At 36.8% G+C, this 23283-nt stretch carries 24 protein-coding genes; 13 read left to right on the forward strand and 11 right to left on the reverse strand.

Features of this window, described 5'->3' with window-relative positions:
- The first annotated feature begins 340 nt into the window (after positions 1 to 340).
- From dut to ACYP5M_RS03255, 5 genes are all read left to right on the forward strand, one after another.
- On the forward strand, positions 341 to 775 hold the full coding sequence (gene dut / locus ACYP5M_RS03235; RefSeq protein WP_459734626.1) for a dUTP diphosphatase: 435 nt from the start codon (positions 341 to 343) through the stop codon (positions 773 to 775).
- A gap of 125 nt (positions 776 to 900) precedes the next feature.
- Positions 901 to 2268 (forward strand): PIN-like domain-containing protein, encoded by a 1368-nt coding sequence (locus tag ACYP5M_RS03240; RefSeq protein WP_459734627.1) that lies wholly within the window; start codon positions 901 to 903, stop codon positions 2266 to 2268.
- 125 nt (positions 2269 to 2393) lie between these two features.
- Positions 2394 to 3158: a hypothetical protein gene (locus tag ACYP5M_RS03245; RefSeq protein WP_459734628.1), complete on the forward strand. Its 765-nt coding sequence runs from the start codon at positions 2394 to 2396 to the stop codon at positions 3156 to 3158.
- A 125-nt stretch (positions 3159 to 3283) separates the two neighbouring features.
- Positions 3284 to 3607: a hypothetical protein gene (locus tag ACYP5M_RS03250; RefSeq protein WP_459734629.1), complete on the forward strand. Its 324-nt coding sequence runs from the start codon at positions 3284 to 3286 to the stop codon at positions 3605 to 3607.
- Between the two features lie 787 nt (positions 3608 to 4394).
- Complete coding sequence (locus ACYP5M_RS03255; protein ID WP_459734630.1) at positions 4395 to 4901, forward strand: hypothetical protein; 507 nt, start codon at positions 4395 to 4397, stop codon at positions 4899 to 4901.
- Positions 4902 to 5040: 139 nt separating this feature from the next.
- Here ACYP5M_RS03255 and ACYP5M_RS03260 read toward each other — a convergent pair whose 3' ends face one another.
- On the reverse strand, positions 5041 to 5553 hold the full coding sequence (locus ACYP5M_RS03260) for a recombinase family protein (protein ID WP_459734894.1): 513 nt from the start codon (positions 5551 to 5553) through the stop codon (positions 5041 to 5043).
- 263 nt (positions 5554 to 5816) lie between these two features.
- Positions 5817 to 6143 carry a YnfA family protein gene (locus tag ACYP5M_RS03265; protein WP_459734631.1) on the reverse strand — a complete coding sequence of 109 codons (327 nt, stop codon included), beginning with the start codon at positions 6141 to 6143 and terminating at the stop codon, positions 5817 to 5819.
- 291 nt (positions 6144 to 6434) lie between these two features.
- On the opposite strand from ACYP5M_RS03265, the gene ACYP5M_RS03270 reads away from it, so the two are divergent.
- Complete coding sequence (locus tag ACYP5M_RS03270) at positions 6435 to 7382, forward strand: DMT family transporter (RefSeq protein ID WP_459734632.1); 948 nt, start codon at positions 6435 to 6437, stop codon at positions 7380 to 7382.
- 40 nt (positions 7383 to 7422) lie between these two features.
- Here the strand turns inward: ACYP5M_RS03270 and ACYP5M_RS03275 are convergent, their stop codons facing one another.
- Positions 7423 to 8508, reverse strand: coding sequence for an MBL fold metallo-hydrolase (locus ACYP5M_RS03275; RefSeq protein WP_459734633.1), 1086 nt, complete (start codon positions 8506 to 8508; stop codon positions 7423 to 7425).
- 222 nt (positions 8509 to 8730) lie between these two features.
- Here ACYP5M_RS03275 and ACYP5M_RS03280 point away from each other — a divergent pair, with 222 nt between their 5' ends.
- Together ACYP5M_RS03280 and ACYP5M_RS03285 are read left to right on the forward strand one after the other, a co-directional pair.
- Positions 8731 to 9477 carry a type II toxin-antitoxin system SpoIISA family toxin gene (locus ACYP5M_RS03280; protein ID WP_230176571.1) on the forward strand — a complete coding sequence of 249 codons (747 nt, stop codon included), beginning with the start codon at positions 8731 to 8733 and terminating at the stop codon, positions 9475 to 9477.
- The gene (locus ACYP5M_RS03285; RefSeq protein WP_230176330.1) at positions 9474 to 9653 is read left to right on the forward strand and encodes a hypothetical protein; all 180 of its coding nucleotides are present in this window, start codon (positions 9474 to 9476) and stop codon (positions 9651 to 9653) included. The genes ACYP5M_RS03280 and ACYP5M_RS03285 overlap by 4 nt, the downstream gene beginning before the upstream one ends.
- Positions 9654 to 9929: 276 nt before the next feature.
- Here ACYP5M_RS03285 and ACYP5M_RS03290 read toward each other — a convergent pair whose 3' ends face one another.
- Positions 9930 to 10889 (reverse strand): sensor domain-containing diguanylate cyclase, encoded by a 960-nt coding sequence (locus tag ACYP5M_RS03290; protein WP_260357590.1) that lies wholly within the window; start codon positions 10887 to 10889, stop codon positions 9930 to 9932.
- Positions 10890 to 11444: 555 nt separating this feature from the next.
- Here ACYP5M_RS03290 and ACYP5M_RS03295 point away from each other — a divergent pair.
- Positions 11445 to 14015 (forward strand): helicase-related protein, encoded by a 2571-nt coding sequence (locus ACYP5M_RS03295; protein ID WP_452445324.1) that lies wholly within the window; start codon positions 11445 to 11447, stop codon positions 14013 to 14015.
- Positions 14016 to 14091: 76 nt separating this feature from the next.
- Here the strand turns inward: ACYP5M_RS03295 and ACYP5M_RS03300 are convergent, their stop codons facing one another.
- Complete coding sequence (locus tag ACYP5M_RS03300; RefSeq protein ID WP_101222258.1) at positions 14092 to 14301, reverse strand: YqaE/Pmp3 family membrane protein; 210 nt, start codon at positions 14299 to 14301, stop codon at positions 14092 to 14094.
- Positions 14302 to 14598: 297 nt separating this feature from the next.
- Between ACYP5M_RS03300 and ACYP5M_RS03305 the strand changes: the two genes are divergently transcribed.
- Positions 14599 to 15270 carry a hypothetical protein gene (locus tag ACYP5M_RS03305; protein WP_101222259.1) on the forward strand — a complete coding sequence of 224 codons (672 nt, stop codon included), beginning with the start codon at positions 14599 to 14601 and terminating at the stop codon, positions 15268 to 15270.
- A gap of 116 nt (positions 15271 to 15386) precedes the next feature.
- Here the strand turns inward: ACYP5M_RS03305 and ACYP5M_RS03310 are convergent, their stop codons facing one another.
- Both ACYP5M_RS03310 and ACYP5M_RS03315 read right to left on the reverse strand, forming a co-directional pair.
- The gene (locus ACYP5M_RS03310; RefSeq protein ID WP_434169533.1) at positions 15387 to 15698 is read right to left on the reverse strand and encodes a hypothetical protein; all 312 of its coding nucleotides are present in this window, start codon (positions 15696 to 15698) and stop codon (positions 15387 to 15389) included.
- 213 nt (positions 15699 to 15911) lie between these two features.
- A complete protein-coding gene (locus ACYP5M_RS03315) occupies positions 15912 to 16241 on the reverse strand; it encodes a four-helix bundle copper-binding protein (protein ID WP_459734634.1) in 330 nt (109 codons plus the stop codon).
- A gap of 173 nt (positions 16242 to 16414) precedes the next feature.
- Here ACYP5M_RS03315 and ACYP5M_RS03320 point away from each other — a divergent pair, with 173 nt between their 5' ends.
- Positions 16415 to 16804 carry a DUF948 domain-containing protein gene (locus ACYP5M_RS03320; RefSeq protein ID WP_101222076.1) on the forward strand — a complete coding sequence of 130 codons (390 nt, stop codon included), beginning with the start codon at positions 16415 to 16417 and terminating at the stop codon, positions 16802 to 16804.
- 92 nt (positions 16805 to 16896) lie between these two features.
- Positions 16897 to 17262, forward strand: a complete 366-nt coding sequence (locus ACYP5M_RS03325) for a DUF948 domain-containing protein (protein WP_459734635.1) — start codon at positions 16897 to 16899, stop codon at positions 17260 to 17262.
- Positions 17263 to 17455: 193 nt separating this feature from the next.
- Here the strand turns inward: ACYP5M_RS03325 and ACYP5M_RS03330 are convergent, their stop codons facing one another.
- Both ACYP5M_RS03330 and ACYP5M_RS03335 read right to left on the reverse strand, forming a co-directional pair.
- The gene (locus tag ACYP5M_RS03330) at positions 17456 to 17647 is read right to left on the reverse strand and encodes a DUF3934 family protein (protein WP_101222078.1); all 192 of its coding nucleotides are present in this window, start codon (positions 17645 to 17647) and stop codon (positions 17456 to 17458) included.
- 172 nt (positions 17648 to 17819) lie between these two features.
- The gene (locus tag ACYP5M_RS03335; protein WP_101222079.1) at positions 17820 to 19151 is read right to left on the reverse strand and encodes an oligosaccharide flippase family protein; all 1332 of its coding nucleotides are present in this window, start codon (positions 19149 to 19151) and stop codon (positions 17820 to 17822) included.
- A 378-nt stretch (positions 19152 to 19529) separates the two neighbouring features.
- Between ACYP5M_RS03335 and ACYP5M_RS03340 the strand changes: the two genes are divergently transcribed.
- A complete protein-coding gene (locus ACYP5M_RS03340; protein ID WP_157830982.1) occupies positions 19530 to 19808 on the forward strand; it encodes a hypothetical protein in 279 nt (92 codons plus the stop codon).
- Positions 19809 to 20091: 283 nt separating this feature from the next.
- Here the strand turns inward: ACYP5M_RS03340 and ACYP5M_RS03345 are convergent, their stop codons facing one another.
- Positions 20092 to 21528 carry an amino acid permease gene (locus ACYP5M_RS03345; protein WP_096339573.1) on the reverse strand — a complete coding sequence of 479 codons (1437 nt, stop codon included), beginning with the start codon at positions 21526 to 21528 and terminating at the stop codon, positions 20092 to 20094.
- Between the two features lie 371 nt (positions 21529 to 21899).
- Complete coding sequence (rocF, locus tag ACYP5M_RS03350; protein WP_101222081.1) at positions 21900 to 22850, reverse strand: arginase; 951 nt, start codon at positions 22848 to 22850, stop codon at positions 21900 to 21902.
- Positions 22851 to 23283: the final 433 nt, after the last annotated feature.

Here is a 23283-nt window from a genome sequence, read left to right on the forward strand (position 1 = left end):
GGATGATTTTATACAAATAATCTAGTAGACTTGAACTGTTATCTTGTTCTGCAGTTGAGTCATGGAAAAAACAACCTAATAATCTTTTGAGTAAAATGAAAACAGACCCTCAGTATGAAATTCTTGTTAAAAAGAATAGAAGTTTGTTTAATTCAAGACTTATCTTATTATACCTATCAGTAACTGTTATACTGTCCCTCTCTCTTGTTGGTAATTTTGCTCTAGATGAAAATAGCTTTCTTTATACTGTTTCATCATTTGTGGCAAATGTGGGCTTCTCAGGTATAATAGTAACAATATTAATTGGTTTATATAACAAACTAAAGTGAGGAATTTGATTATGAAATTACTTATAAAAAAACTTAATTCAGATGCAAAATTACCTGAAAAGGCACATAAAACTGATGCTGGATTTGATTTGTTTTCAATTGAGAGCAAAGAAATTTTAGCAGGTGAAACAAAGCTAATAAAAACAGGTATCTCTATTCAACTCCCTCCCAATACAGAGGCACAAATAAGACCTAGAAGTGGTCTAGCACTAAAACACAGTATTACAGTATTAAATTCTCCAGGTACTATTGATGAGGAATACAGAGGGGAGATTGGAGTAATCCTCATTAATCATGGAAAAGAAAATTTTGTTGTAGAAAAAAATATGAAAATTGCTCAAATTGTAATAAAACCTGTTTTATCTGTGGACATTGAGGAAGAAGAGGGAGAGCTCTCTGATACAGATAGAGGAGCAAGTGGATTTGGTTCAACTGGTAATAAATAATAAATATTATTAGAGGCAAAGAGCTATGCCTCTTTTTTATTGGGAAATAAATACTTGCTAATTAATTTGGGATCATATACAGGTTATAAGGAAATAAAATGGATAAAGAGTAAGGAGGATTATCTTTGTTAGATAATTTTAAGGGTTTTATAGGTTACATAGAGGAAGAATTTAAAGAGCTATGGGAAAATGCACTTTTTGTAGTGGATACAAATGTATTGTTGAATTTTTACAAGTATACATCAAAGGAATCTACAAAAAGTTTATTGGATATTTTAAAAAAATTAAAAGATAATGAAAGGCTTTGGATTCCTCATCAAGTAGCTCTTGAATACTTTTTTAATTATGAAAGCAATAAGTATAAACAACATGAGGGATATAATTTATTAGGACAAGAGTTAGAAAAGTTAAAAGAGGATGCTCAAAAAACATTAAGCACTGTTAAGAGTAAGCATCCATACATAATTACTGAAAAGTTTCAGTTTTATTTAGATAATATGGAGAAATCTAATGCTCAGTTACAAGAAAAATTAGCTAATGAAATTAAAAGTTTACCAGACTCCAAGAAAATTCAAGAGGATTTACTGGTTTTATTGGATGGAGTAGTTGGTGAGCCTTACAATCAAGATAGGATTAATTTAATAGAAAAAGAAGGACAAGAAAGATACAAGCATGGTATTCCCCCAGGTTTTAAAGACAAGGATGATAAGAATAAGCAAGGTTTTAGAACCTATGGAGGTTTTAGGTACCAGCAATTATATGGAGATTTAATTATTTGGAATCAAATGATAGACAGAGCAAAAGATGAGAAAAAGCCAACTCCAATAATTTTTATTACAGAAGAAAAGAAAGTAGATTGGTGGGAACAAGATACTCAAAAAAGAATTAAAAGACCACAGCCTCATTTAATTCAGGAATTTAATAATAAAACAAAGCAAGCTTTTTATATGTATAGAACAGAAAACTTTGTAAAATTTGCAAAAGAATATTTGGGTGCTGATGTAACAGATGAGCAAGTAGAAAATGTTACTAAGGACATTGAACAAATCAGAAAATCAGAGGAAAAAGAAGAGACAGAGAAAGTATTAAAACTTAGTGATTTTAGAGACAAAAATACACCATATTATGGATACTTCAAAGAGGTATGGAATAATGAAATAATTGTAAATGATATCCTACCATATATACCAGCTGAACAACATGAGGTATTCAAAAAGAAGATTAATCAAGCATTTGCACTTGGAATAAGTATTTCTGAATCAAATCATAAATTTGATAACACTATACAGTGGGCACTTAGTGTTTCTGTTCCCCAACTTGAAATGGAAGTTGCAGATTTAACAGGTAGTATAGCTTTATTAGATGTTGCAATGGCTCATGAAGCTAATAGTAGGTTAGCAAATTTACCTGAAAACCCTGTGGATAGAGCTGTAATGCTATTAGAGCATTTAAAAAACCTGAAAAAGGATAAAGAGCTGCTAGAGTATTTCTAATTAAAAGCATATAGTTAAATTATTATTGGGGTAGGTGATGAGTCTCCTACTCTTTTTTATAGACTTTTAATGTTAGATAGCTAAAAAATCATCATCAAAATACAAATATAAGGATAATAAAGATCATGTTGAATAAAGATACTTTTGCTGAATGGTTAAGAACTTATGTAGATATAAAACCCTACTCCATAGGGAGATATTCTAAAGCTATTGATACAATATCATCAGATTTAGGAGACTATGGATTACAGAGAATTAATTTATTTAATCTAACTTATACTGCATTTATTGATACAATCCTTAATAACCCTGAATTTAAAAAGAAGAATGACAAGGGTAATAGAATGTATAGCACAGCTTTAAAGCATTTCAAAAAGTACATTGAATATATTTATGACAAGGAATATCAAACTGAGTTATTAAAAGAAGAAATGGACTATGAAAAGAGCATTATTAGAAATTTTGCCAAAGAGGAAGTTAAGGTTAATATAATTGACAACCCACAGAACAAACCTAATTACAGGTCAGAAAACAATAGAAAGATATGGAGTAGAAATCCTAAATATGCAAGTGAGGCTGTGGATGATGCAGACTACTTATGTGAATTTGACAATCAGCATAAGCATTTTATTTCAAAGTTTAATGAAAAGAATTATGTAGAGGCTCATCATCTTATTCCTATGCAGAATCAGGAACAGTTTGATTGTAGCCTAGACATCCATGCTAATATAGTTTCAATCTGTTTAGTCTGTCATAAGAAAATACATTTTGGGCTATTTGAGGACAAGAAAGAAATATTAGATAAGCTATTCAACAGTAGGAGAGAAAGACTTGTTGCAGGTGGAATTAATATAAGTTTTGTTGAGCTTTACAGCTATTATATGGATTAATATTATTAATATTACTGAAGGTAAAAGAGTAAGGCATTAGTCATCATTTTATTAATCTATTAATCTTTTCAGTTAAAAATAAATGATATAGAATGAATATTATGGAAAATCAAGGAGGGTTTACAATGACAGAAATTAGAAAGGTCATTCCTGATGGCTTTAAGTACTATATAACATGCAAAGATAAAGATGGGCAAAAATATTACCGCTATAACCATGCTCCATCATGGGAAAATCCAGATGGGACAATAGAACACACCACAACTGATACAAAAATTAGTGAAGAGTTTAAAGCTGAAGTTTTAAATGCTATGAAATCAAATACAGAAGTTCCTATGCAAACTGGGCCTCAAGCAAGGCAAGTTACAGTTGATCCACATGAGATAGATCTTACAAAAGTATTTATTGAAAACCACAATCCTAATAGGATATTTGACTACTTTGAATAATGTTTATTTGAGTTTAAACTAACACAGATACAGGGAGTGGAGTTGTTACTTTACTCCTTTTTCATATCCTTAGCTGCTTATTAATGATAAGAAGATTTAATTAAATAAATGTTGCCTTTCTCATTTTTGAAATAGGTTATCATCATACTGAATCTATTTCCTCCCAAACTGCAAAAAATAGGTTATTTAATTTAAGGAAGCTACCTGTCTCTCCAGCCTACCCCAATCCCCTCTGTAGCCCCCTCTCAGTAAAGCTGTAGATCTTTCACAGTCATTAATACTTTCTTACAATTTCTTTTACTGGATGCTTTGTTTTAATCTTTTTACTTATTGGCTTAGCATCTATAACAGTATCATTCAGATATTGTAGCAGACATATTTTTAACTCTCTCAGCAGTCACATTACTTATAAATTATCAGGCTCTGTCTTACAGTCTCAAGAGCTATACAATTAGCTGTATATTCTATTCAGCAGGATGAATTATTTATTTGACCAATTGGATAAAGCTCATACATCCTAATTGCCGATGTTTCTGTCTCTCAGCTTTGTTTCTGATACTTATTAAATAGCCCTTACTGTCTCAGCCTGAGTAACCATTAATTGTACAATCTATAGGGCTAATCTGTCCTGTTCTCTAGCTGTTAGCCCTTCCTGTCATATTATCAGAGGAGGAGGAGCAACAGGAAAGCTTCTCAATACAGACTGGACAAGGAAAAGAGGATGCTATTTCCTGTGACCTATTAAATTATTTTCTGAAAAGGCTGGCAGGGAGGAGGCTGGTTTTATGTGATTTTTTACAACATTAATAGAATAACAGTTATAATGGATAATATTGGAGGGTTATTGATGGATGATTTTAGAGTTTTTATAGAATGGTCTGATTACAAACTGTGGAAAGCCAAAAGATTAGCTGTAGATATGTTTTGCTCTTATAATTGTCCTGTAATTGTTTTGAGAAGTAAAGATAGGATTGGTAAAGAGATTTTCAGGGTTCTTGGAAATCCCAATGAGAATGCAGATCAAAAGTTTGTGGCATTGAGGATAACCCACAGTCAGTACATTGAGTTGGATTTACATGAAGGTATTAAAATGTTTAATGGACAGAAAAATGATGCAGCAAAAGTAGGAACAAAGATACATCAAACCCAGAGAGTATCAGTTCTTGTGGAGGAGAATAGAGATGGTCAAGGAAACCTTTGTTACAGAATAATAAGGGATGTTGAGAATACAAACATGAAACTCAAGGCTCTGTTTAGTGATTCTCATCCTGATGTTGTACTTTATCTTGAATAAAAAAAGAGCCTGACAGAATAGCAACAGCTAAACCATCAGACTCAGCAAACGGGAGTTTTAACTCAAAAAGGATAAGGGAGAGACTAAGTAGCTTTATCAGGTACAAAGCCTCTCAACTTAACCTAAGAGCTTATAATTACTAACCTTTTCTAGACCTGTATCCTAACTTGTTTACCTTATCTGCAATAAGTCTTGAGGAGTATCCTAATCCTAACAAAGCTAATTCAACTATTTTTCTTAATATTTTCTTTTCATCCTCATTAATAAGTAATTGCTTTGTATTCTTATCCCATGTATAACCTAATGGAGCTGTTGAGCCAATCCATCTATTTTTAATTGAAACAGCATCATACTTTCCTTTAGTTAATCTGTGTCTAATCCTCTTATATTCATAAGCTGAAAGGGCAGAGGTAAAGCCAAACATTAGCTTCTGATTTTCATCTGAAAGGTCTATTGTGCTGTCTGGTGTCTCAATAATGATGTCATTTTCTATAAAGATTTCCTTTAGCTCTGCTGAATCTCTTTCATCACGCGACAATCTGTCAGTATGAGTAACAAGGACTCTGCTGTATTTACCTTGTAATATACCCTCAAGCATCTTAGCTAACTCAGGTCTATTCCAATTAATTGAGCTTTCAACCTCTTGAAACAGGTCATAGTTATATTCTTTTTGCTCAGCTTATCCTAACTAATGTTTCCCTTTGGTTATGGAGGGTTTCCTCTGCTCCTCCTTCTTCCTCCTAGATTTTCTCACATAAAGAGCTACCTTTAACTTTGTTGATGTTTGTACCACCTTGATTTCTCCTCCATTAATGCTCTGATTTATAGTCCTTTCTTACGGCATTCCATTGGGGCCAAAACAACAATTTGAGATCTTGGTAAAAGAATTAAAGGGCCTTATGCCCTTTAATTCTTTTACTGTCTGGGGCCCCATATAATGACTGAAACTCCGACCAAGCAGATTAAAGCTCCAATCCAATCATATAAATCAGGGGTTTTCTTATCGATGCCCCATCCCCATAAAACCGATAAAACGATGAAAACCCCGCCATATGCAGCATAAACACGTCCAAAGGTAGGGAACGTTTGGAAAGTTGCAATGATGCCGTATAACACCAACCAAAAACCTCCGGCTAAACCTAGATAAATGGATTTACCTTCTCTTAACCAAAGCCAAATAAGGTAACCGCCGCCAATTTCAGCTAGACCAGCCATAAGGAATATTACGGTAGTAACTAACATATATGTATACCTCTCTTCCTGGTTGAAATTTTATCATATATGAAACTGCAAATGACATACTTTACAGAGTTCTTAATAATTGAAAGTTAACTGGAGCATTTCCATTAATGCATGAAAATGATCTTAATCTTTAAAAAGTTATTTTTAAAAGGTTGGTTTTGTTTATAGTTGAACAGTTTAGCTTAAAAAAATGCCATATTTATTTTTTGACTCTAACTTGGATTGCAATACAGATGCAAAGGGTACTATACCTAAATAGGAATATAGTAATTTAGTTGAGGAGTTGCAGCCATGAAAACCCGAACATTTGCATACATGTTAGCGCTAATTCATTCAAGTATTGTCGGCCTATCTTTCTTATTTACGAAAATGGCGATTGCAGAATCGAATCCGCTGGATACTTTGGCGTTCCGGTTCTCCGTTTCTTTCGTCATCATTTTATTCCTGGTCGTCTTTAAAGTCATTAAGGTGAACTATTCCTGGGAGTCGGTTAAAAATCTTGTTCCGTTATCTTTGTTATTCCCAACTCTTTTCTTTGCCTTTCAAACTTTCGGACTTAAGTATTCGCAATCCACCGATGCTGGAATTCTGTCTGCGGTCACCCCGATTCTAACATTGATGATAGCTGGATATTTCCTTAAGGAGAAAACATCTTTATATCAAAAACTTTCGATTGTCTTGTCGGTAGTTGGGGTATTATTCATTTTTGTGATGAAAGGGAGCACAATCAATTTTTCCGACATGCTAGGGATGGTGTTGATCCTGCTATCCTGTATTGCAACTGCATGTTATACAACGATGACCCGTTCCCTTGCCAAGGACTATACACCAGGTGAGATGTCCTTTTTCATGATGGGAACAGGCTTTGTCATTTTTAACGTAGCTGCGCTCTTCAACCACTTAAAACAAGGAACGATGCCGAATTTCTTTACACCATGGTCGAGCATGGAATTCATCAGTTCCATTTTGTATTTGGGAATATTAGCTTCATTGGTCACTTCGTTATTATCCAATACGATCTTATCAAAAATCAAAGCGTCCCAAATGAGTGTTTTTGCAAATCTTTCCACTGTTGTCACGATTGCAGCAGGGGCTCTCATTTTAAATGAAAAGATTACAATCTACGATATATTGGGTTCGATACTAATCATTTTAGGTGTAATAGGAACGAATTATTTTGGAGTGAAGAAAGAGCATTCAATAAAAGTGAATCTTGAATATAATGAAGGGAAACTGTGAATGAATGAAAAAGATCCATCCCATTTGGGATGGATCTTTTTCATTTCCACCATCTTGTTTGAGGGAAATCCGTTGAACCAATGACCACTGGTTCGCCTATTTGAGGTGTGCAGACCTGGACTCCAAGATCATTGGCCGCTTTTGTTACCCGTTCTATCGGATCTGTCCAGTCATGAAAAGACAATGTGAAACCAGCCCAATGAATGGGGAGCATCCGTTTTCCTTGTACATCTATATGTGCTTGTACAGTTTCTTCTGGAATCATATGGATGGTTGACCAGCGTTCATCATATTGGCCGCATTCCATTAAAGTTATATCAAAAGGCCCGAATTTTTCGCCTATTTCTTTAAAATGGCTGCCATATCCACTATCTCCGCTAAAAAATACCTTTTCTTGTTTTCCATTAATTACCCAAGAGCACCAAAGTGTCGTATTGCCATCGCGTAAACTTCTTCCAGAAAAATGCCTTGCAGGCGTGCAGACAAATCGCAAACCCTTGAATGAAACCTCATCCCACCAATTATGTTCCTGAATCAGTTCTTGTTTAACTCCCCATCTTTCAAGGTGTCCGCCGACACCTAGTGGAACAATGAACTGACTGACCTTATCCTTTAGTTTCTTTATTGAGTAATAATCCAAATGATCGTAGTGATCATGTGAGAGCAGGACGGCGTCGATAGGAGGCAGCATATCCAAATCAATAGGCAGCTCCCCGCTAAAACGCTTGTTCCCGAACCAAGGAAAGGGGGTTGGTGCTTTGCCAAACATGGGATCCACTAAAATGGTTTTCCCATCTAACTCCAACATGAATGCAGAATGACCAAACCAGGTGATTATATTGGAATTCATAGATACAGGTTCTTTTGTTCCAAGTACGATTGGCTGGTCGGGCCTCCTTTTTGGATTAGGTTTTATGAAATCACGTAAAATCGAACCAGTATGCTTAAGACTCATCGCTTGACTGGCTGGAATTTGATTTTGGAATTTTCCCTTGGAAAAATTCTCTTTTGTAGTGAAACTTCTCACTTTTTCTTTGTTTGTCCGTCTTCCAAGTGGAGGATAGAGGTTTAAAAAAAGTAATAATATTATAAAAGAAGAAATGAGGATCTTAATAATTTTCATCATGATAGTTTCCTCCCATATTAATCATGCCTTTTTATTAAAACATATCATATCACAGAATATATAGGGTTATTTACTATGATGTCATTCAGCTAGTGAAAACTTCTGGCAAGTGTTTAAGTTTCACCCGTCTTAGGCAGGGAATAGTGGTATATATAATGAATAATATAGAGAGCGGGATAATGAATGTAGCTGCTGAAGGGTAGGGTGATAAATCGATTGTTAATGTTTTTCAGAGTCTTTGTATGGGTAGTATTTATTGCTTTATTGGCATATGTCATACTTTCTTGGAAATATAAGGACAAGGTAAGTAAAAGGATTGAAGCGATTCGAAAAACCTGGTATATCATTTTTGTACTGGGAGCTTTGATTTATTGGAATTTCTATCCGATGAGCATTTTTAATGAGTGGAAAAATTTCTTGATTATGGCTATCGTATTCATCCTTATTGATATGTTTGTATTCTTGAGCATGTATATATCGAAGATTGGCGATAACGAGCTGTCCTATGCAACAAAAGCGGTTGCGGAAAGTGACAAACTTTTAACGGATAATAGGGAAAAGGTCAAAAATATGTTTCATCTCCTAAAGAAAGAAGGAATACCTGAGTATTATCAATCGAATAAGGAATACTTGGCATATTTGAGCATTCTCCTTCAAGCATATGCAGCTAAGGAAGGCATGAACGTGAAAATTCTTCCTTTCAAAACGGAACAGGACAAGCAATTGGTGATTAATGGGCATCCGAACTTGAATGGCAGTAACATCCGTGCTACATTGGAAAGAGAAGATACGTATTATAATGATGAAGAAAAAATGGCTTTGCAGCCAGTAAGCATTTTGATGGAACCCTATATCCTTGACGTTAAATCGGAAAGCTTCGTTTCAGAAGTCGATTGTTTATTAATAGCATTACTAATCATGATGTTCGATATGGTCATAAAACAAAAACCAGGTGGTGAGGATAAATGAGCATTTATGATAAAGCCGGCAATGATGTGTCAGTTGCCGTAATCAAACCACAGGTGAAAATACCTGATGTAGGTTTAAGTCCCCACACTAAAAAAGTGATGAAACAGAACGAACGCATTATCCTGAATCAAAAAGAAAAAGCTGCACGCTTCAGCCGGTTAAAAAATGTTTTATAAGGGGAAGGGGTTTTTCCTTTCCTTATGATATTTAATGGAAAACCCGCATATACTATTCAAAATCAAAGAATAGGAAGGGTCTTTCAGAATATGAACAAAAAACCCGAGAGAGTTAACATCCCGATCCCCTCCGCTTCACCATCCGAAAAACGGATACATAAGGGAAATGCTGATCTGCTCAAGCTTTTGCAAAGGCTGAAAGCTAAACGTTGGATTTTTTTAAGGTAAAAGAAAGCCAGTCTCTAAGGAGAACTGGTTTTTTTATTTTTAAGATAATCACTGCGGGTGGTAGTATTGAATATTCTTACGGCCGGATTTCTTAGCCATATACATGGAACGGTCCGCTTTTTTCAAAAGTGAGTCCATTTCCGTACCTTGATGAGGGTAAAAGCTTATCCCTATGCTAGCTGATACAAATTGATCATTACCATTAATGGTAATGGGCATGGTGGATAAACGGTTCAATATTAATTCAGCGTTTTGCTGAGTGCTTTTCATTAAATCCTCACAATGTGCTGGATGTAATAATACAATGAATTCATCACCACCAATTCGAGCCACATGACTGCCTTCGGGAACGGCTTGCAAAAAACATTCGGCTGCCTTTTTAATAACTTCATCACCAGTATCATGACCATAGGAATCATTGAAAAATTTAAAATGATCAAGATCGATGTAAAGAAGAGCCATTTCATCGTTTGTTTTATCTTTATGATAATCAAAATAATTATAAATGAAGTTCCGATTATATAGACCTGACAAAGGATCCCTGATAATCCCTTTTTCAAGATTGATGGTATGACTAATCAAAGCTGCCATAGACTTAATGAGGATCAGATCATATTCTTTAAAATCATGAGGTTTAATGTCGAATGCACATAAGGTTCCAATGATTTCACCCTCAATAGTAAGGGGAGCTCCCATAATACACCCATTTCCTATAAGCTTCGTTACGGGGTGACAACTAGTCAATTCATGTTCCCCCAAATTCGGGATAACGAGTGGTTCCAAGCCATTCTCAGCAACTAATTTGCAATAAACCATATTATAAGGAAGGATGTCACCTTCACAAATTAACTTTGCATTTCTATTTAAGGATTTGATCATGAAACTATGTATCGGATTCAATATAGAAACGAAGAATGTATTGACCTCAATGGTTTGATCTAATAGTGCTAATACTTCTTTAGCGATGGAATCGAAATTCTTATAATAGTTGATATCTTGCTGAATCATTCTCAGGCCCCTCATTTATTTATAGTCTTTTTAGATTTCCGGATGTTAATTCTCATATTGAACGCCAAGGACACAAAATCGGAATCTCAATACCGTGACAGTTGTCCGAATTTCCACTAAACTCAATTAAGGGGATGGATTCGTTTTATGGATGAATAATGTTATCGAGAAAGTTTAAAAATTGACCTTTACTTTATTTTCGGCTTTTTTTTAATATCATTAAATTTTAATTTACCTGATTACAAAATTACTAAACCTATGTATCCATTTCCGGGATGGGCATAAACCAAAAATTCCAAATCAATGATCAGTCTATTCTTCATGAATTATACTTTAAATGAATTGGTAAGAGTAACTCCGATGTACATATTTGGTAGCTTTTGCATATTTACCTTGGAGAGAATAGTATTTGGCATTTCTTAACCTTCTCATGATACAGAGCACTTGAATTTAAATAGATAAAACGAATATATCCACGCTCATTTTAAACAATAATTTGGGGAGGATAAAAGGAAGTATTAAAGTACATATTGGATAATTCAAAAGGGGATCATTATGGGAAAATTAGAAAGTATATATCCTATTGCGATTGAGAATACAAAGGAAAAAATAATCCAGGATATGGATTTTTATTTAGAGAATCAAGAGACAATGCCTTCTTATTCAGCATATATATCGGACAGGACGACCTTTATAGAGCAAATTTGGATAAATGTTTGGATAAATAAAGCGTCAAATGATGTGCCCAGAAAGGAAAAAAAGGCATTTTTAAGCGAAAGGGGCTTTGTAACGGAAGGTTCAGATCATAAACTGATCAATAGCATGTTCCGGAACGAATTAAAGAAGTATCGTCCGTTTGATAGCTTAACATGGATTAAAAAAACCTTTGCTGACAATCAGGAAGATTGGGAAAAGAGATATAAAAATGCAAGGGAAAAATTCTTTAGGCGACAAGAAGAACAGCGGCTTGCCAAGCAGCGTTGGAAAATACGTGCGAGGCTTCAAGAAGAGGCAAATACATTTTTCGAAAATAACTCCCTTCTATTATATTTACATGCCAGGTATTATATTGCCGGTATATTGACAAAAGATCTTAAGAATAAGCCTAAATTCCAATATGTCGATCCATACTTACTTGAAGAACAATTGGTGGAAGAGGGGGACTTTCAAGCTGCCGAATACTTAATGGTCACTGATTTTTTTGAAGAGCTGACAGGCGATATTCACTCGTTAGTCGGTTGGGGAAGGAACCGTTATGAATATGAAAATTACTTCTTCAGGTATGAAAGATTAGTTTCGGATTTCATAATGAAATTAGCCCCTGACAAATACTTGAACAATCTATCTGCCGCACTGCATCATGATTTTTTAGAGTCATATGGGGAAAGGCTGACGGTTGATGCCCTTCAAGGTATACTAAGCGATGAATTGGCCGATTTGTCTCAGTCCTGTTTTGATGAACTTCAGGAAGAATACCTTTCTGATTTACTGAAGCTGGAAGGAATTCCTTTTAATGAAACATTGCACGAAGAAATATACGAAAAAGACGTGGAGAACAGAGAGAGAAGAAAAGCTGAAGTATTGGCAGAGCAAGCCAGGAAGCTGGCAGAAGAGCAAAGGATGATCGATGACATCATCGGTAAGGCCTATACTCCATCATTAGGGAAAAAAGTTCGATATGTTTTGCATATAGGAGAGACAAATACCGGGAAGACGCATAAGGCCCTGGAAAAAATGAAAGAAGCTGAAAGCGGTTTGTACCTAGCTCCACTTAGACTGCTGGCCCTTGAAGTGTTTGATAAATTAAATGCTGACGGTGTACCTTGCTCATTAAAAACAGGTGAAGAAGAAAAGGCAGTGGCGGGTGCTAAACATGTCTCCAGCACCGTTGAAATGTTTCATGAAAAAGACTACCACGAAGTAATCGTCATAGATGAAGCCCAAATGATTGCCGATAAAGATCGAGGCTTTTCATGGTTTAGGGCAATCACGCAAGCTAATGCGAAAGAAGTACACATTATCGGGAGCAATAATATCAAAAAGATGCTTCTGAACCTTCTGAATGAAGCTGATTTGGAACTCCACGAATACAGACGGGAAATACCGCTTGAGGTAGAACAAAGGGAGTTTGGTCTGAAGTATACGAAAAAAGGAGATGCGCTTATTTGTTTTTCGAGAAGGCAGGTACTCGAGACCGCGTCCCGGCTAAAAGAGAGTGGACATAATGTGAGCATGATATACGGAAGTATGCCTCCTGAAAATAGGAAACGGCAAATAGAGCTATTCAATCGCGGTGAAACATCAGTTGTGGTTGCCACCGATGCAATTGGAATGGGATTGAACTTGCCAATACGCCGTATCGTCTTTCTTGAAAATGAAAAATTCGACGGGACACGAAGAAGAAGGTTGACTTCTCAAGAAATCAAACAAATCGCAGGTCGAGCGGGTAGAAAGGGGATTTATGACACTGGAAAGGTAGCATTTACAGCAGATATCAAAATCATGAATAAGTTGCTGGAACAAGTTGATGAGCCAGTTCAAACCTTTACAATCGCCCCAACTTCTGCTGTATTTGAACGTTTTCAAAAATATTACCGGAACCTAGGGACATTTTTCGAAATGTGGGAGAGGTTTGAGCCCCCTAAAGGCACGAAAAAGGCATCACTATCGGAAGAAAGGGAGCTTTACGAACTAATACGGGATACTGAAATCGAAGCGCGTTTTTCATTAATGGATTTATATGGTTTCCTGCATATTCCATTTTCCGCAAAAGAACCAAGTCTTATCAGACAGTGGCTGGAGACTGTCGAAGCGATTGCCGAGAACAGTGACCTTCCTGAACCGGTCATCAAAACAAGGAATCTGGAGGAATTGGAGCTATCTTATAAAGCGATAGGTCTTCATCTATTATTTTTATATCGCATGGGCAAGAGGACCGAAGCTGTTTATTGGGAGCGTATCCGTGAAGAAATCAGTGATGGCGTTCATGATCAGTTAAAAGACGAAATGTTGAATTATCAAAAAAAATGCAAGCGCTGTGGAAAAAGGCTGCCGGATGACTCGCGTTTTCAAATATGTGACGCTTGTTATCATAGAGGGCTTAGGAAGACGCACAGATTCAATTAAACGAATCTTTCGATAGTAATAACCCGAATAAGATGCACCTTGGTGCTTCATTCGGGTTATTAGTGGTTGTTTTAAATCACTTAGTTGTTTGTTTCGATTTAGAAATAATTGCTGCTTGCTGCTTCATTCGTTTATCAGCTTTCTTATCATGCACCACTAAGATTGCATGAATTAAACCAGGTACATAAAAAAATAGTGTGAGGACCAAATTTAGCACTGCCTGAACGGGTTTACCAGCTAATAATACGGCTAATGGAGGGAAAATAATCGCAATTAAATAAAGAATGGTGAACACTCTCCAATATAAATATTTTTTATCTACTATTACAGTTTAATTCTCTCTTTTTGATAATTTTTTTATTCTGTTTTCCTGATGATACCTCTTGCTATCGACTTGATAAATATATGCTCGAGAGTAGGATTCATACCAACTGAGCCTTCTGGCTCAAAGAAGCAGTCTTTTGCCCCCGATAATGGCAGGAGAGGGCTATGGCAAATGATCGTTTTTCCCGGCAGCGGTCAATGTACCGCCGCTTTTTGTGTTAGAATAATCAGAATACTAACTGATGAAAGCGGGAGATTTATGAAAAAAAAGATAGGCTGTTTGCATGCACACTATACAAATATAAAATACATCGAAGCAGCATTCTCGAAATTTGATATTGAATGGCTTCATTTTGTTGAACCGGGATTGATGCATCGGGTGTCATCTGATGCAACTTTTAACAATTCGGATGCTCAAAAAAGGGTAAAAGAACAAGTCGAATGGATTGCCGAATGTAAAGTGGATGCCATTCTGATAACTTGTACAAACTACATCGCCTTTTTAAACGAAGAACAACTATCCTTACCCATGCCTATCATTAAAATCGATGAACCATATTTTGAGCAAATTTGCCAATTGCAGCAACCGCAAATGATTTTATTCACGAACCCAGCAACTGTTGAAGGAACAATCAAACGTTTAAATGCCCATGCTGAAGAATATGCCGCTGTGGATTTTGAAGTTATCATTATCGACAATGCCTTTGAATTGATTATGCAGGGATTGGGAGAGAAATATAACCAGGAAATCATGAACTTCCTTTACAAGTTTAATAACGAAGAAAGACCGATGTCGGTGGCTCAACTGTCAATGGTCGAAGCAGCTATGAGTTATGAGCTTGAGACAGGAAAGGCAGTTTTAAATCCATTACATGCATTAGTGGATTACATGATCGATCAACTGGAACTAAGGTCTTTGAGTGTTGAATAAAGGATTTCTGGTGTCGCATGCATGATCGTAAATACAAAAAATTATGTGTTTATATATAATAGGAAAGAAAAAATCCCTGCATGATTAGGTTAAATCCCGATCCAGGGATTTTTTTATTATTCCTTTGTGCGGATTTGTTCACGGATGTTTTCAAGTTCTTCAAGGGATAGGTTCGTCAGGGAATTTTTTATTTCTTCTTCGATCCGTTTTCGATCAAGCTCCCTATATTCGCTCCACCAATCACGCAGTCCTTCGGTGTTTTCGAGAAGATACTCTATATCAATTTCTTCTTGCTCATCATCTGATAAATATCGCATGACCGCACCTAGTAACCGATTGAGTTTGGCTGTTTCGCTTTCCTTATCAGGTGAAGCCGTGGTATCTTTCACTTCTGCATCATCTTTAGCAGGAACATTCCGAGGTGTCATAATATCCTCCTGTTTTTAATACTAGTGTGCCTAAAAAGGGCGGTTTTCAATATATGTTTTTCGTATTGTTAAAATTTCTTGGTATATAAATTTCAACATATACCTCGCTAGAATATATCATTAATATCATCATCCTTTAATAGTACTAACAAAATAATAGGTAGGTAAGGGGGGGGGATAATAAAAGGAATTGCTTAATTGCTATTCCTTACATCAAGCGACTAATTTTCTGCATTCTTCTGCACATCTCAAGCAGGCCTCAGCACATTTTTGACAATGTTCATGATCGTGTTTTTTACATTCGTTTCCGCAGCTTTCACAAATCTTGGCACACACTTCAGCCAACTCTGAAATAAACGGTGTTCCTCTCCCGATCGCCTGTCCTAAATAAGAGCAAATATCCGCACATTCCCGATCCAAGCGAATGCATTCCACCATCATGTTTACATGATCTTCTTTTAAGCATGCGTCGTAGCAATGATTACACGCGGTCATACAATCATTTAAAGTTTGGATAACAGATGGATGATACTCATGTGACATGAACAAATCTCCTCCTAAATATGGTCTCACCCTTACTATTAACCTTTAAACTACCCTTTAAACTTCTTTTAGGATAAAGGTAAAAGGTTCATTAAAACTGAACGGACAAGTGATGGGCTTTAGGGAATGAATGGAAGGGACAGTGCATAAATTTAAATGAAGGGAGTGGATATATGAAAATGTTTATTAAATTAAGTGTTGCCAGTGTCTCCGGAGCCGTCGTGTATTTGATATATAATGTCAACCAGACGCTGCGTAAAGGAATGGGAACGCTTGAAGAAACAAATAAGACACTGGAAGAGGTAAGGAATGCAGTACATGGATTGACGCAAGAGTCCAAACAATTGATCCACTCTGCCAATCAAATTACAGCGGATGTAAAAGGGAAGATGGAAAATGTCGATCCATTGCTAGAATCCGCTCAAGATGTTGGGGAAATGATTCATAACGTAACCAATTCCATGAAAGAAGCCAGTTTGGAAGGCCGCCACAAGGAATTATCCGCTCCGACAGCTCCTTTGACTCGAACTGAAGCTGAGGGGGTTCAAATCAAAATCAAGTAGTACCATTTAACATAAAAAACAGGCACCCCGGGATACACTAACATATTTGAAGCAATCGTTTCTATCATTTATTTTAGAGGGGGAGCTTTATCATGATTATTGAATATAGTGTGGCTGCGATAGCCTTAGCCTTCATTTGGTTGGTCGTATTTTTAATCAGTACCCTACAAAAGGGAATGGCCACGATAGGAGAAGCCAATCAAACCTTGGCTGAAGTGAGAAATGCCATTCATGATCTATCCGGCGAATCGAAACAACTATTGCAAACTGCAAATGAAATCACAGACGATGTAAAAACTAAAATGAAAACGATTGAACCATTATTGGATTCTGCACAGGATGTTGGTGAAGCGATACATTCAGTTACAGACTCTGTTAAAAAAGCCACTAATGGCTTCCGTACAGATTTTTCCCCGAAAAAAATCAATGCCATCAAACCCAAAAGCCAATTTAGATAAAAAGAAAATATAAAAAAAGTGAAAGACACTACCGGGAATTGGAGTGTCTTTTTTGATGATATGTATAATAGGCGTGATATGGATATCGCCCGTGGTTTGTTATATATAAGACCCATTTCTCTCATACAGATCACTTAACACCCTGTATGAGAATATGGAACAAACATAAAATTATGGGCTTTAGGACAAGCAATTATTTATCTGTCTTGTCACCTTCAGCATGACCGGATGCTTTTGAGTCATTGGAATGTTTGACGCCTTTACTTACATATGGTTTGGCGCTTTTTTTCTTATTGGCACTTGTTTTCCAACGATTCCAGCCCTTCTTGCCCGTTCCTGTGCCGGTACCTTTACCCGTTCCGCTCTTAGCCTTAGCTTTACTCATGAAATCACTCCATTACTATTGTATGGTTAGTTTAAACCATTTTACTTGATTATTACCCAAGTATGTTGAAATATACAGTAACAAAGGTGATATGTACAGGGAAAGGCTCAATTTTTTTAATCTAAATCTTTATATACCAATAACAGCAAGAGATTTTGCTTTGGTTTTTGCCTCACTTTATCGATATCGATCTTGATTTCGTCAGTAAGATGCTTATGCCGATTTTTTTGCAAATTGTCAAGTAGTGCATGAAAGTTAATAATACAGCACCAGTATTCATTCCTAAAATGATTCCTCCCATATTAAGAGACGCCTGGGAGCCTAGGATATACATCATTAAAAAGGCAACAATATGGGACCATACGGTATGAATGAAAGCATCCTTCACTAAACCAAGGCCGATGAGATAGGCTTGCATGGGAATGACAAAAAAATGAAAAAGGAAATAAGGACATAATAATTTTAAATAGTATGCGGCAGATGTTGAAGAAAAAAAGAGGGAGGTCAAAGGTTCCGCAAAGAAATAAATGAAGATCACAGCCGGAACTCCATACAGTACGGTGAAAGACATCGATTTTTGCAATAAAACCCTCAATTTTTCCTTATCCTGCCTTTTGTAAGCATTCGAAACATTCGGAATGAGCATGATCATTAAGGAATGTGCGATAAAGGCTGGGAAGAAGCCAATCGTCATCGCTACTCCAGTAAGCATCCCAAAATGCTCTGTAGCCACTACCGCACCGAATCCTGCCGAGAGAAGGGCAGTGTGGATCAAAAAAGGTTGGATCGCATTTGTTATCGCATGAAAGATCCTTAACCCCATGGTGGGCAGCGAAACCGCCAATAACTTTTGCCGGGCATGTTTACCGGTTGTCCGTGAGTTTGTACCGCGCCTCATGATTCGCATTTGAAGAATCAAAAGGTTGATCAAGTATAGAAAAACGAGGAACTCACTGCCAATCAAAACAAAAAAGGCCATCAATAATGACTTTTCCTGGTTAAAATGAAATAAGTTAAAGATAAGGAAAAGCAAGCCGAATTGAATGATATCCTTCAAAAAGTTGGAAAAAGCAATCTTCCCCATTTGCTGGACACCCATGAAATAGCCTCTTGCAATCGACGAAAAGGCAACTATTGGGATCACTGTGATGAGCAGCCATTTAATATAGGGATGGTATTTGTCCATTATGGATGAGAAGGAAAGTATGAAAGGCATGACTACACACATTACCAATACGACGACTGCAGCCATTTTAAGTGCATGAACGATAAGATTATAATGCATTGCCTGTTTATTTTCCGCGACGAATTTTGAAATGGAAATATGTAATTCAAGGCTGGCGATCACATATATCAAAAAGAAAATTGGCAATATGGACATATAAAGCCCCATGCCCTCTTCGTGTAATTCCCTGGCTAGGAGCATGTTCACTAAAAATTCGATACATTCACCAAAAAACGCTGCAACAATCAAAATGAGCGTTCCTTTATAAAAAGACTTCATGTTGGACCACTCCTAACAAGGTGTTTGTATAAAGATATGAGACATGCCATGGAATATTCATGAGGAACTGCATATCCCGGCGATACAAAATGCGGTTATGCCTATGGCAATCCTTATTAATCGCTTAAAAATTAAATCAGGATAAAGGTGGAAAATTGTATGAAATCGATTGGTTACATTCATTTATAATGGGGAAATCCTTACCCATACTTCTTCATCAAAAGGCTTCATATGGTGAAATTACAAACAAGGGCAAGTTTTTATGTCATTTTCCTTTTCAAAAGTGTCAGATGAATCATGAATATAAGAATGGGACATGAATTTCGCTTTGAAATTCATGCTTTATTTTGCTATCCTTTAGCAGAGGGGATGATCAATATGAAATTCACATCTATTAGTCAATCAAATATAGATGAATTGTGCATTGCGTTTGAAAGTTGTCTTACGAAACATGACATTACATTTAAGTATGTAGATATGACGGAAGAGAACGGAATCATATCGTTCATTTTTTGTGATGACCCGGAAAATGCGAGATCGGTCGACATGGAAAGTGAACGCTTCATTGGATTGGATACCGATTACATAGCCAAGGAAATTTTAGAGCCAATCCTGCCTAAATTAAAGGAATTTGCACAATATAAAATCATCGATTAAGATGATTTTTTTTGTTTTGATATTTGTTTTTATTGCCTAGATGGAGCTGGAAATTTAACTTCCTATTATATGCGCATTATTATAGTCAGGGTATAGTTTGTGGAACTAAAAAAGCTGGAAGGGAAAAGGAAGAGTTCTTACAGCGGTTTACAATTGACTAGCTATGCAGGGAATGGTGATTATATAAAAGAAATACCCTGGGTGTGATTACATCCAGGGTATTTCTTCTTTGAAAAGCCAAAGATCGCTTTTCACCACTAACTATACTCCACGGTATTCTGGATCAAATGACCATTTTTTTACCGGCATTTAATTCAACTTCCTGCTTGGGAGTTTCAATTTTCTTGATTTTCTTCACTCTAAAGTGATAAACCGCATAACATCCAATGAAGAATGCTCCCCCGCAATAAAGGGCCATTCGCTGCTCAGGAACAAATGCTAAACTGATCATTACGATGCAGTTTGTTATTAATGCAAGTATGGGGATGAATGGGTATAGCGGAACTTTAAATTTCAGATCTTCTATCTTTCCGCCTTGGCGGGTATAGGATCTTCTAAAAGCAAGAAGACTAGCCGAAATGGCAATCCAGCCAATTTGTGCACCTAACCCTGCAAGGGAAAGAAGAAAGACAAATATTGTGTCCGCAGCTACTACACTTGAAAGTAAAGACAAACCGGCAATCGCCAGGGTGATGAGCAGGGCATTGAGCGGAATCCCTCTCTTATTCACCAAACCGAGCTTCGGACTTGCCATACCTTCCCTTGAAAGCGAGTAGAGCATACGTGTCGCAGCATAAAGACCGGAGTTCGCCACTGACAATAGTGCTGTAAGAATGATGAAGTTCATGATGTCAGCTGCATACGGAACTCCGAGACTATCAAGTACAACAACGAATGGACTTTCTGAGATACCGGCTTTTTCCCTTGGAATCAGCGCTGAAAGTACTGTGACAGAAAGAACAAAGAAGAAAAGGGTTCTCCAAACGGTTTGTTTGATGGATTTTGGTATGACCTTTTCCGGGTTTTCACTTTCTCCAGCGGCTATTCCGATTAATTCAGTGCCCTGGAAGGAAAAGTTCACTGTAATCATTGTGATTAGCAGGGCCGATATCCCATTGGGGAAAAGACCCTCAGCGAAAAAGTTTGAGAAAAATGGAGCTTCTTGTCCACCTTTCATATCAATCATACCAAACATAGCAGCACCGCCAACGATGATGAAAAGAATGATGGCCAATACTTTTATGCTGGAAAAAACAAACTCCGATTCGCCAAATGCCTTTGCTGATAAGGCGTTTAGTGAAAAGATGAGAAAAGCAAAGATTGCACACCACATCCATACGGGTGATTCAGGAAACCATCTTTGCATTAGCTGTCCTGCTGCCAGAAACTCTAAGGCGACTGTAACGGCCCAACCTAACCAGTATAGCCATCCGATGGCAAACCCGGTTCCTGGACCGATGAACTTAGTCGCATATGTCTGAAACGAACCGGAAACAGGCATGGCAACGGATAGTTCACCTAGGCAAAGCATCGTTAAATACATGATGAAGCCGCCGACTATGTAAGAGAGGATGGCACCGAAGGCTCCTGCTTCATGAATGGTATAGCCTGAACCGATGAAAAAGCCCGTACCAATACATCCCCCTATTGAAATCATAAATAAATGTCTTGCTTTCATGCTCCGTTTTAATTCATTTGGTTGATTTTCTGCTGTTTTCATTGAAAAACTCCTTTACCTGATGGGTGCAAACGGTTTCATTTATGTTGGGACGTTATTAGGGAATTTGTGTTCTTACAAGTCTAATAGCTTTTGATTTTGATTCTTAGATGATGTCGAATTCCCTCCGAAAAGAGATTACTTCTGCATTAAAGAAGCATGATTCAATGAACATAGGTACCTATGCAGAATTAATTTCGAAAGCGCCGCTTAATAAAGAAAGAGAAGCCAAGCGTCAGGAAACTAGGGATGTAAATTGATTCATGTCGATCATCCGCCAATGGGAAGAAGCTCATAAAAGAAGTATGGGCTTTTCCCTATGGAGCATCACTTTAACGAACTCTCTATATTTCTATCAAAATCATAGAGTCCGATTATTTAACATGAGCCAATAAATCAGGAGTGATATGATCTTCCGCTCCATATAATAATTTTTCCCCAAGCAATGAGCCCATTAATGCGACAGCAACTTCAGCCGTTTTATTATGCTCGTCCAATATTGGGTTTATCTCAACAAACTCTGCTGATGTAATGATATTAGCTTCAGCTAGCATTTCCATGGCAAGATGGCTTTCGCGGTAACTAATACCTCCCATTACAGGCGTTCCTACCCCTGGTGCATCATCTGGATCAAGACCATCAAGATCAAGTGATAAATGGACAAGGTCCGTACGTTCTTTCAGGTAGGCAATCGATTCTTCCATCACTTTTGTCATACCCATTCTATCAATCTCATGCATAGTATAGACTTTAATTCCTTTTTCCCTGATTAACTCTTTTTCACCTTGGTCTAAAGAACGGGCACCAATGATGACAATGTTCTCTGGTTTGACTTTTGGAGAATATCCGCCAATTTTAGTCAGTGCAGGGTGGCCAAGGCCCAAACTTACCGCTAGGGACATACCATGTATGTTTCCTGATGGGGATGTTTCGGCAGTATTTAAATCTCCATGTGCATCATACCATATTACCCCTAAGTTTTCAGAATGCTTCGCTAAACCGGCTAATGTCCCGATAGCAATGCTGTGATCTCCACCTAAAACTAAAGGAAAACGATTTGCTTGGATGACTTCATCCACTTTTTGACTTAATTTTTCATTACCTTCTGCTACGTCCTGCAGATTCTTTAAATTTGTGTCACTATCACTTTGTGCTCTTTCCTGTATTTCTACTTTAATATCACCTTCATCACGGACAGTATAGCCAATGTTTTCAAGTCTTTCACTCAACCCTGCATATCTAATGGCACTAGGCCCCATATCTACTCCTCTTCTAGTTTGACCAAGATCCATCGGCACACCAATAATTGAAATTTCCTTCTTCATATGTAATTCCTCCTTCGATTTTTCTTCCCTAGTATAAGGGTAAAAGGAGTGATGACTCAACTCGACATTTTTTTGAATATTTATACGATTGAGAAAAGGGGAAAGGTCCTGGGTTAAAATTCCTATTATTGATTTTTTATGAACATAATATATTACCTTAAGGGGTATTAGTGACAATGGATGATTCCTTGTAAAAACTGCAATTGTTGAGATTTTTATACCAGGAATGGAAGTGATAGCGCTGCCAATCAGAATCCTTCGCCAAGGGTGATTCAGAAGATATTGAATATAATTTACTAGATAAATTTATTCAGGAAATGGGGCCGTTACACCTATAATGTATGGAAGGATTTTTCATTTTTATATGGAATATATAAAAAAAACTAAAAATATTTTAGTTGCAGTTAGAATATCACGACTTTTTTTCATCTAA

The sequence above is a fragment of the Peribacillus sp. N1 genome, assembly GCF_054600815.1.

What these genes read in the sequence shown, in the direction of transcription:
- ACYP5M_RS03320 (WP_101222076.1), top strand. Translation starts at nt 16,415, where the DNA reads ATGAAAATGTTTATTAAATTAAGTGTTGCCAGTGTCTCCGGAGCCGTC.
- ACYP5M_RS03325 (WP_459734635.1), top strand. Translation starts at nt 16,897, where the DNA reads ATGATTATTGAATATAGTGTGGCTGCGATAGCCTTAGCCTTCATTTGG.
- ACYP5M_RS03270 (WP_459734632.1), top strand. Translation starts at nt 6,435, where the DNA reads ATGAAAACCCGAACATTTGCATACATGTTAGCGCTAATTCATTCAAGT.
- ACYP5M_RS03340 (WP_157830982.1), top strand. Translation starts at nt 19,530, where the DNA reads ATGAAATTCACATCTATTAGTCAATCAAATATAGATGAATTGTGCATT.
- ACYP5M_RS03330 (WP_101222078.1), bottom strand. Translation starts at nt 17,647, where the DNA reads ATGAGTAAAGCTAAGGCTAAGAGCGGAACGGGTAAAGGTACCGGCACA.
- dut (WP_459734626.1), top strand. Translation starts at nt 341, where the DNA reads ATGAAATTACTTATAAAAAAACTTAATTCAGATGCAAAATTACCTGAA.
- ACYP5M_RS03305 (WP_101222259.1), top strand. Translation starts at nt 14,599, where the DNA reads ATGAAAAAAAAGATAGGCTGTTTGCATGCACACTATACAAATATAAAA.
- ACYP5M_RS03315 (WP_459734634.1), bottom strand. Translation starts at nt 16,241, where the DNA reads ATGTCACATGAGTATCATCCATCTGTTATCCAAACTTTAAATGATTGT.
- ACYP5M_RS03290 (WP_260357590.1), bottom strand. Translation starts at nt 10,889, where the DNA reads ATGATTCAGCAAGATATCAACTATTATAAGAATTTCGATTCCATCGCT.
- ACYP5M_RS03265 (WP_459734631.1), bottom strand. Translation starts at nt 6,143, where the DNA reads ATGTTAGTTACTACCGTAATATTCCTTATGGCTGGTCTAGCTGAAATT.
- ACYP5M_RS03280 (WP_230176571.1), top strand. Translation starts at nt 8,731, where the DNA reads ATGTTTTTCAGAGTCTTTGTATGGGTAGTATTTATTGCTTTATTGGCA.
- ACYP5M_RS03335 (WP_101222079.1), bottom strand. Translation starts at nt 19,151, where the DNA reads ATGAAGTCTTTTTATAAAGGAACGCTCATTTTGATTGTTGCAGCGTTT.
- rocF (WP_101222081.1), bottom strand. Translation starts at nt 22,850, where the DNA reads ATGAAGAAGGAAATTTCAATTATTGGTGTGCCGATGGATCTTGGTCAA.
- ACYP5M_RS03245 (WP_459734628.1), top strand. Translation starts at nt 2,394, where the DNA reads ATGTTGAATAAAGATACTTTTGCTGAATGGTTAAGAACTTATGTAGAT.
- ACYP5M_RS03285 (WP_230176330.1), top strand. Translation starts at nt 9,474, where the DNA reads ATGAGCATTTATGATAAAGCCGGCAATGATGTGTCAGTTGCCGTAATC.
- ACYP5M_RS03295 (WP_452445324.1), top strand. Translation starts at nt 11,445, where the DNA reads ATGGGAAAATTAGAAAGTATATATCCTATTGCGATTGAGAATACAAAG.
- ACYP5M_RS03275 (WP_459734633.1), bottom strand. Translation starts at nt 8,508, where the DNA reads ATGATGAAAATTATTAAGATCCTCATTTCTTCTTTTATAATATTATTA.
- ACYP5M_RS03345 (WP_096339573.1), bottom strand. Translation starts at nt 21,528, where the DNA reads ATGAAAACAGCAGAAAATCAACCAAATGAATTAAAACGGAGCATGAAA.
- ACYP5M_RS03250 (WP_459734629.1), top strand. Translation starts at nt 3,284, where the DNA reads ATGACAGAAATTAGAAAGGTCATTCCTGATGGCTTTAAGTACTATATA.
- ACYP5M_RS03310 (WP_434169533.1), bottom strand. Translation starts at nt 15,698, where the DNA reads ATGACACCTCGGAATGTTCCTGCTAAAGATGATGCAGAAGTGAAAGAT.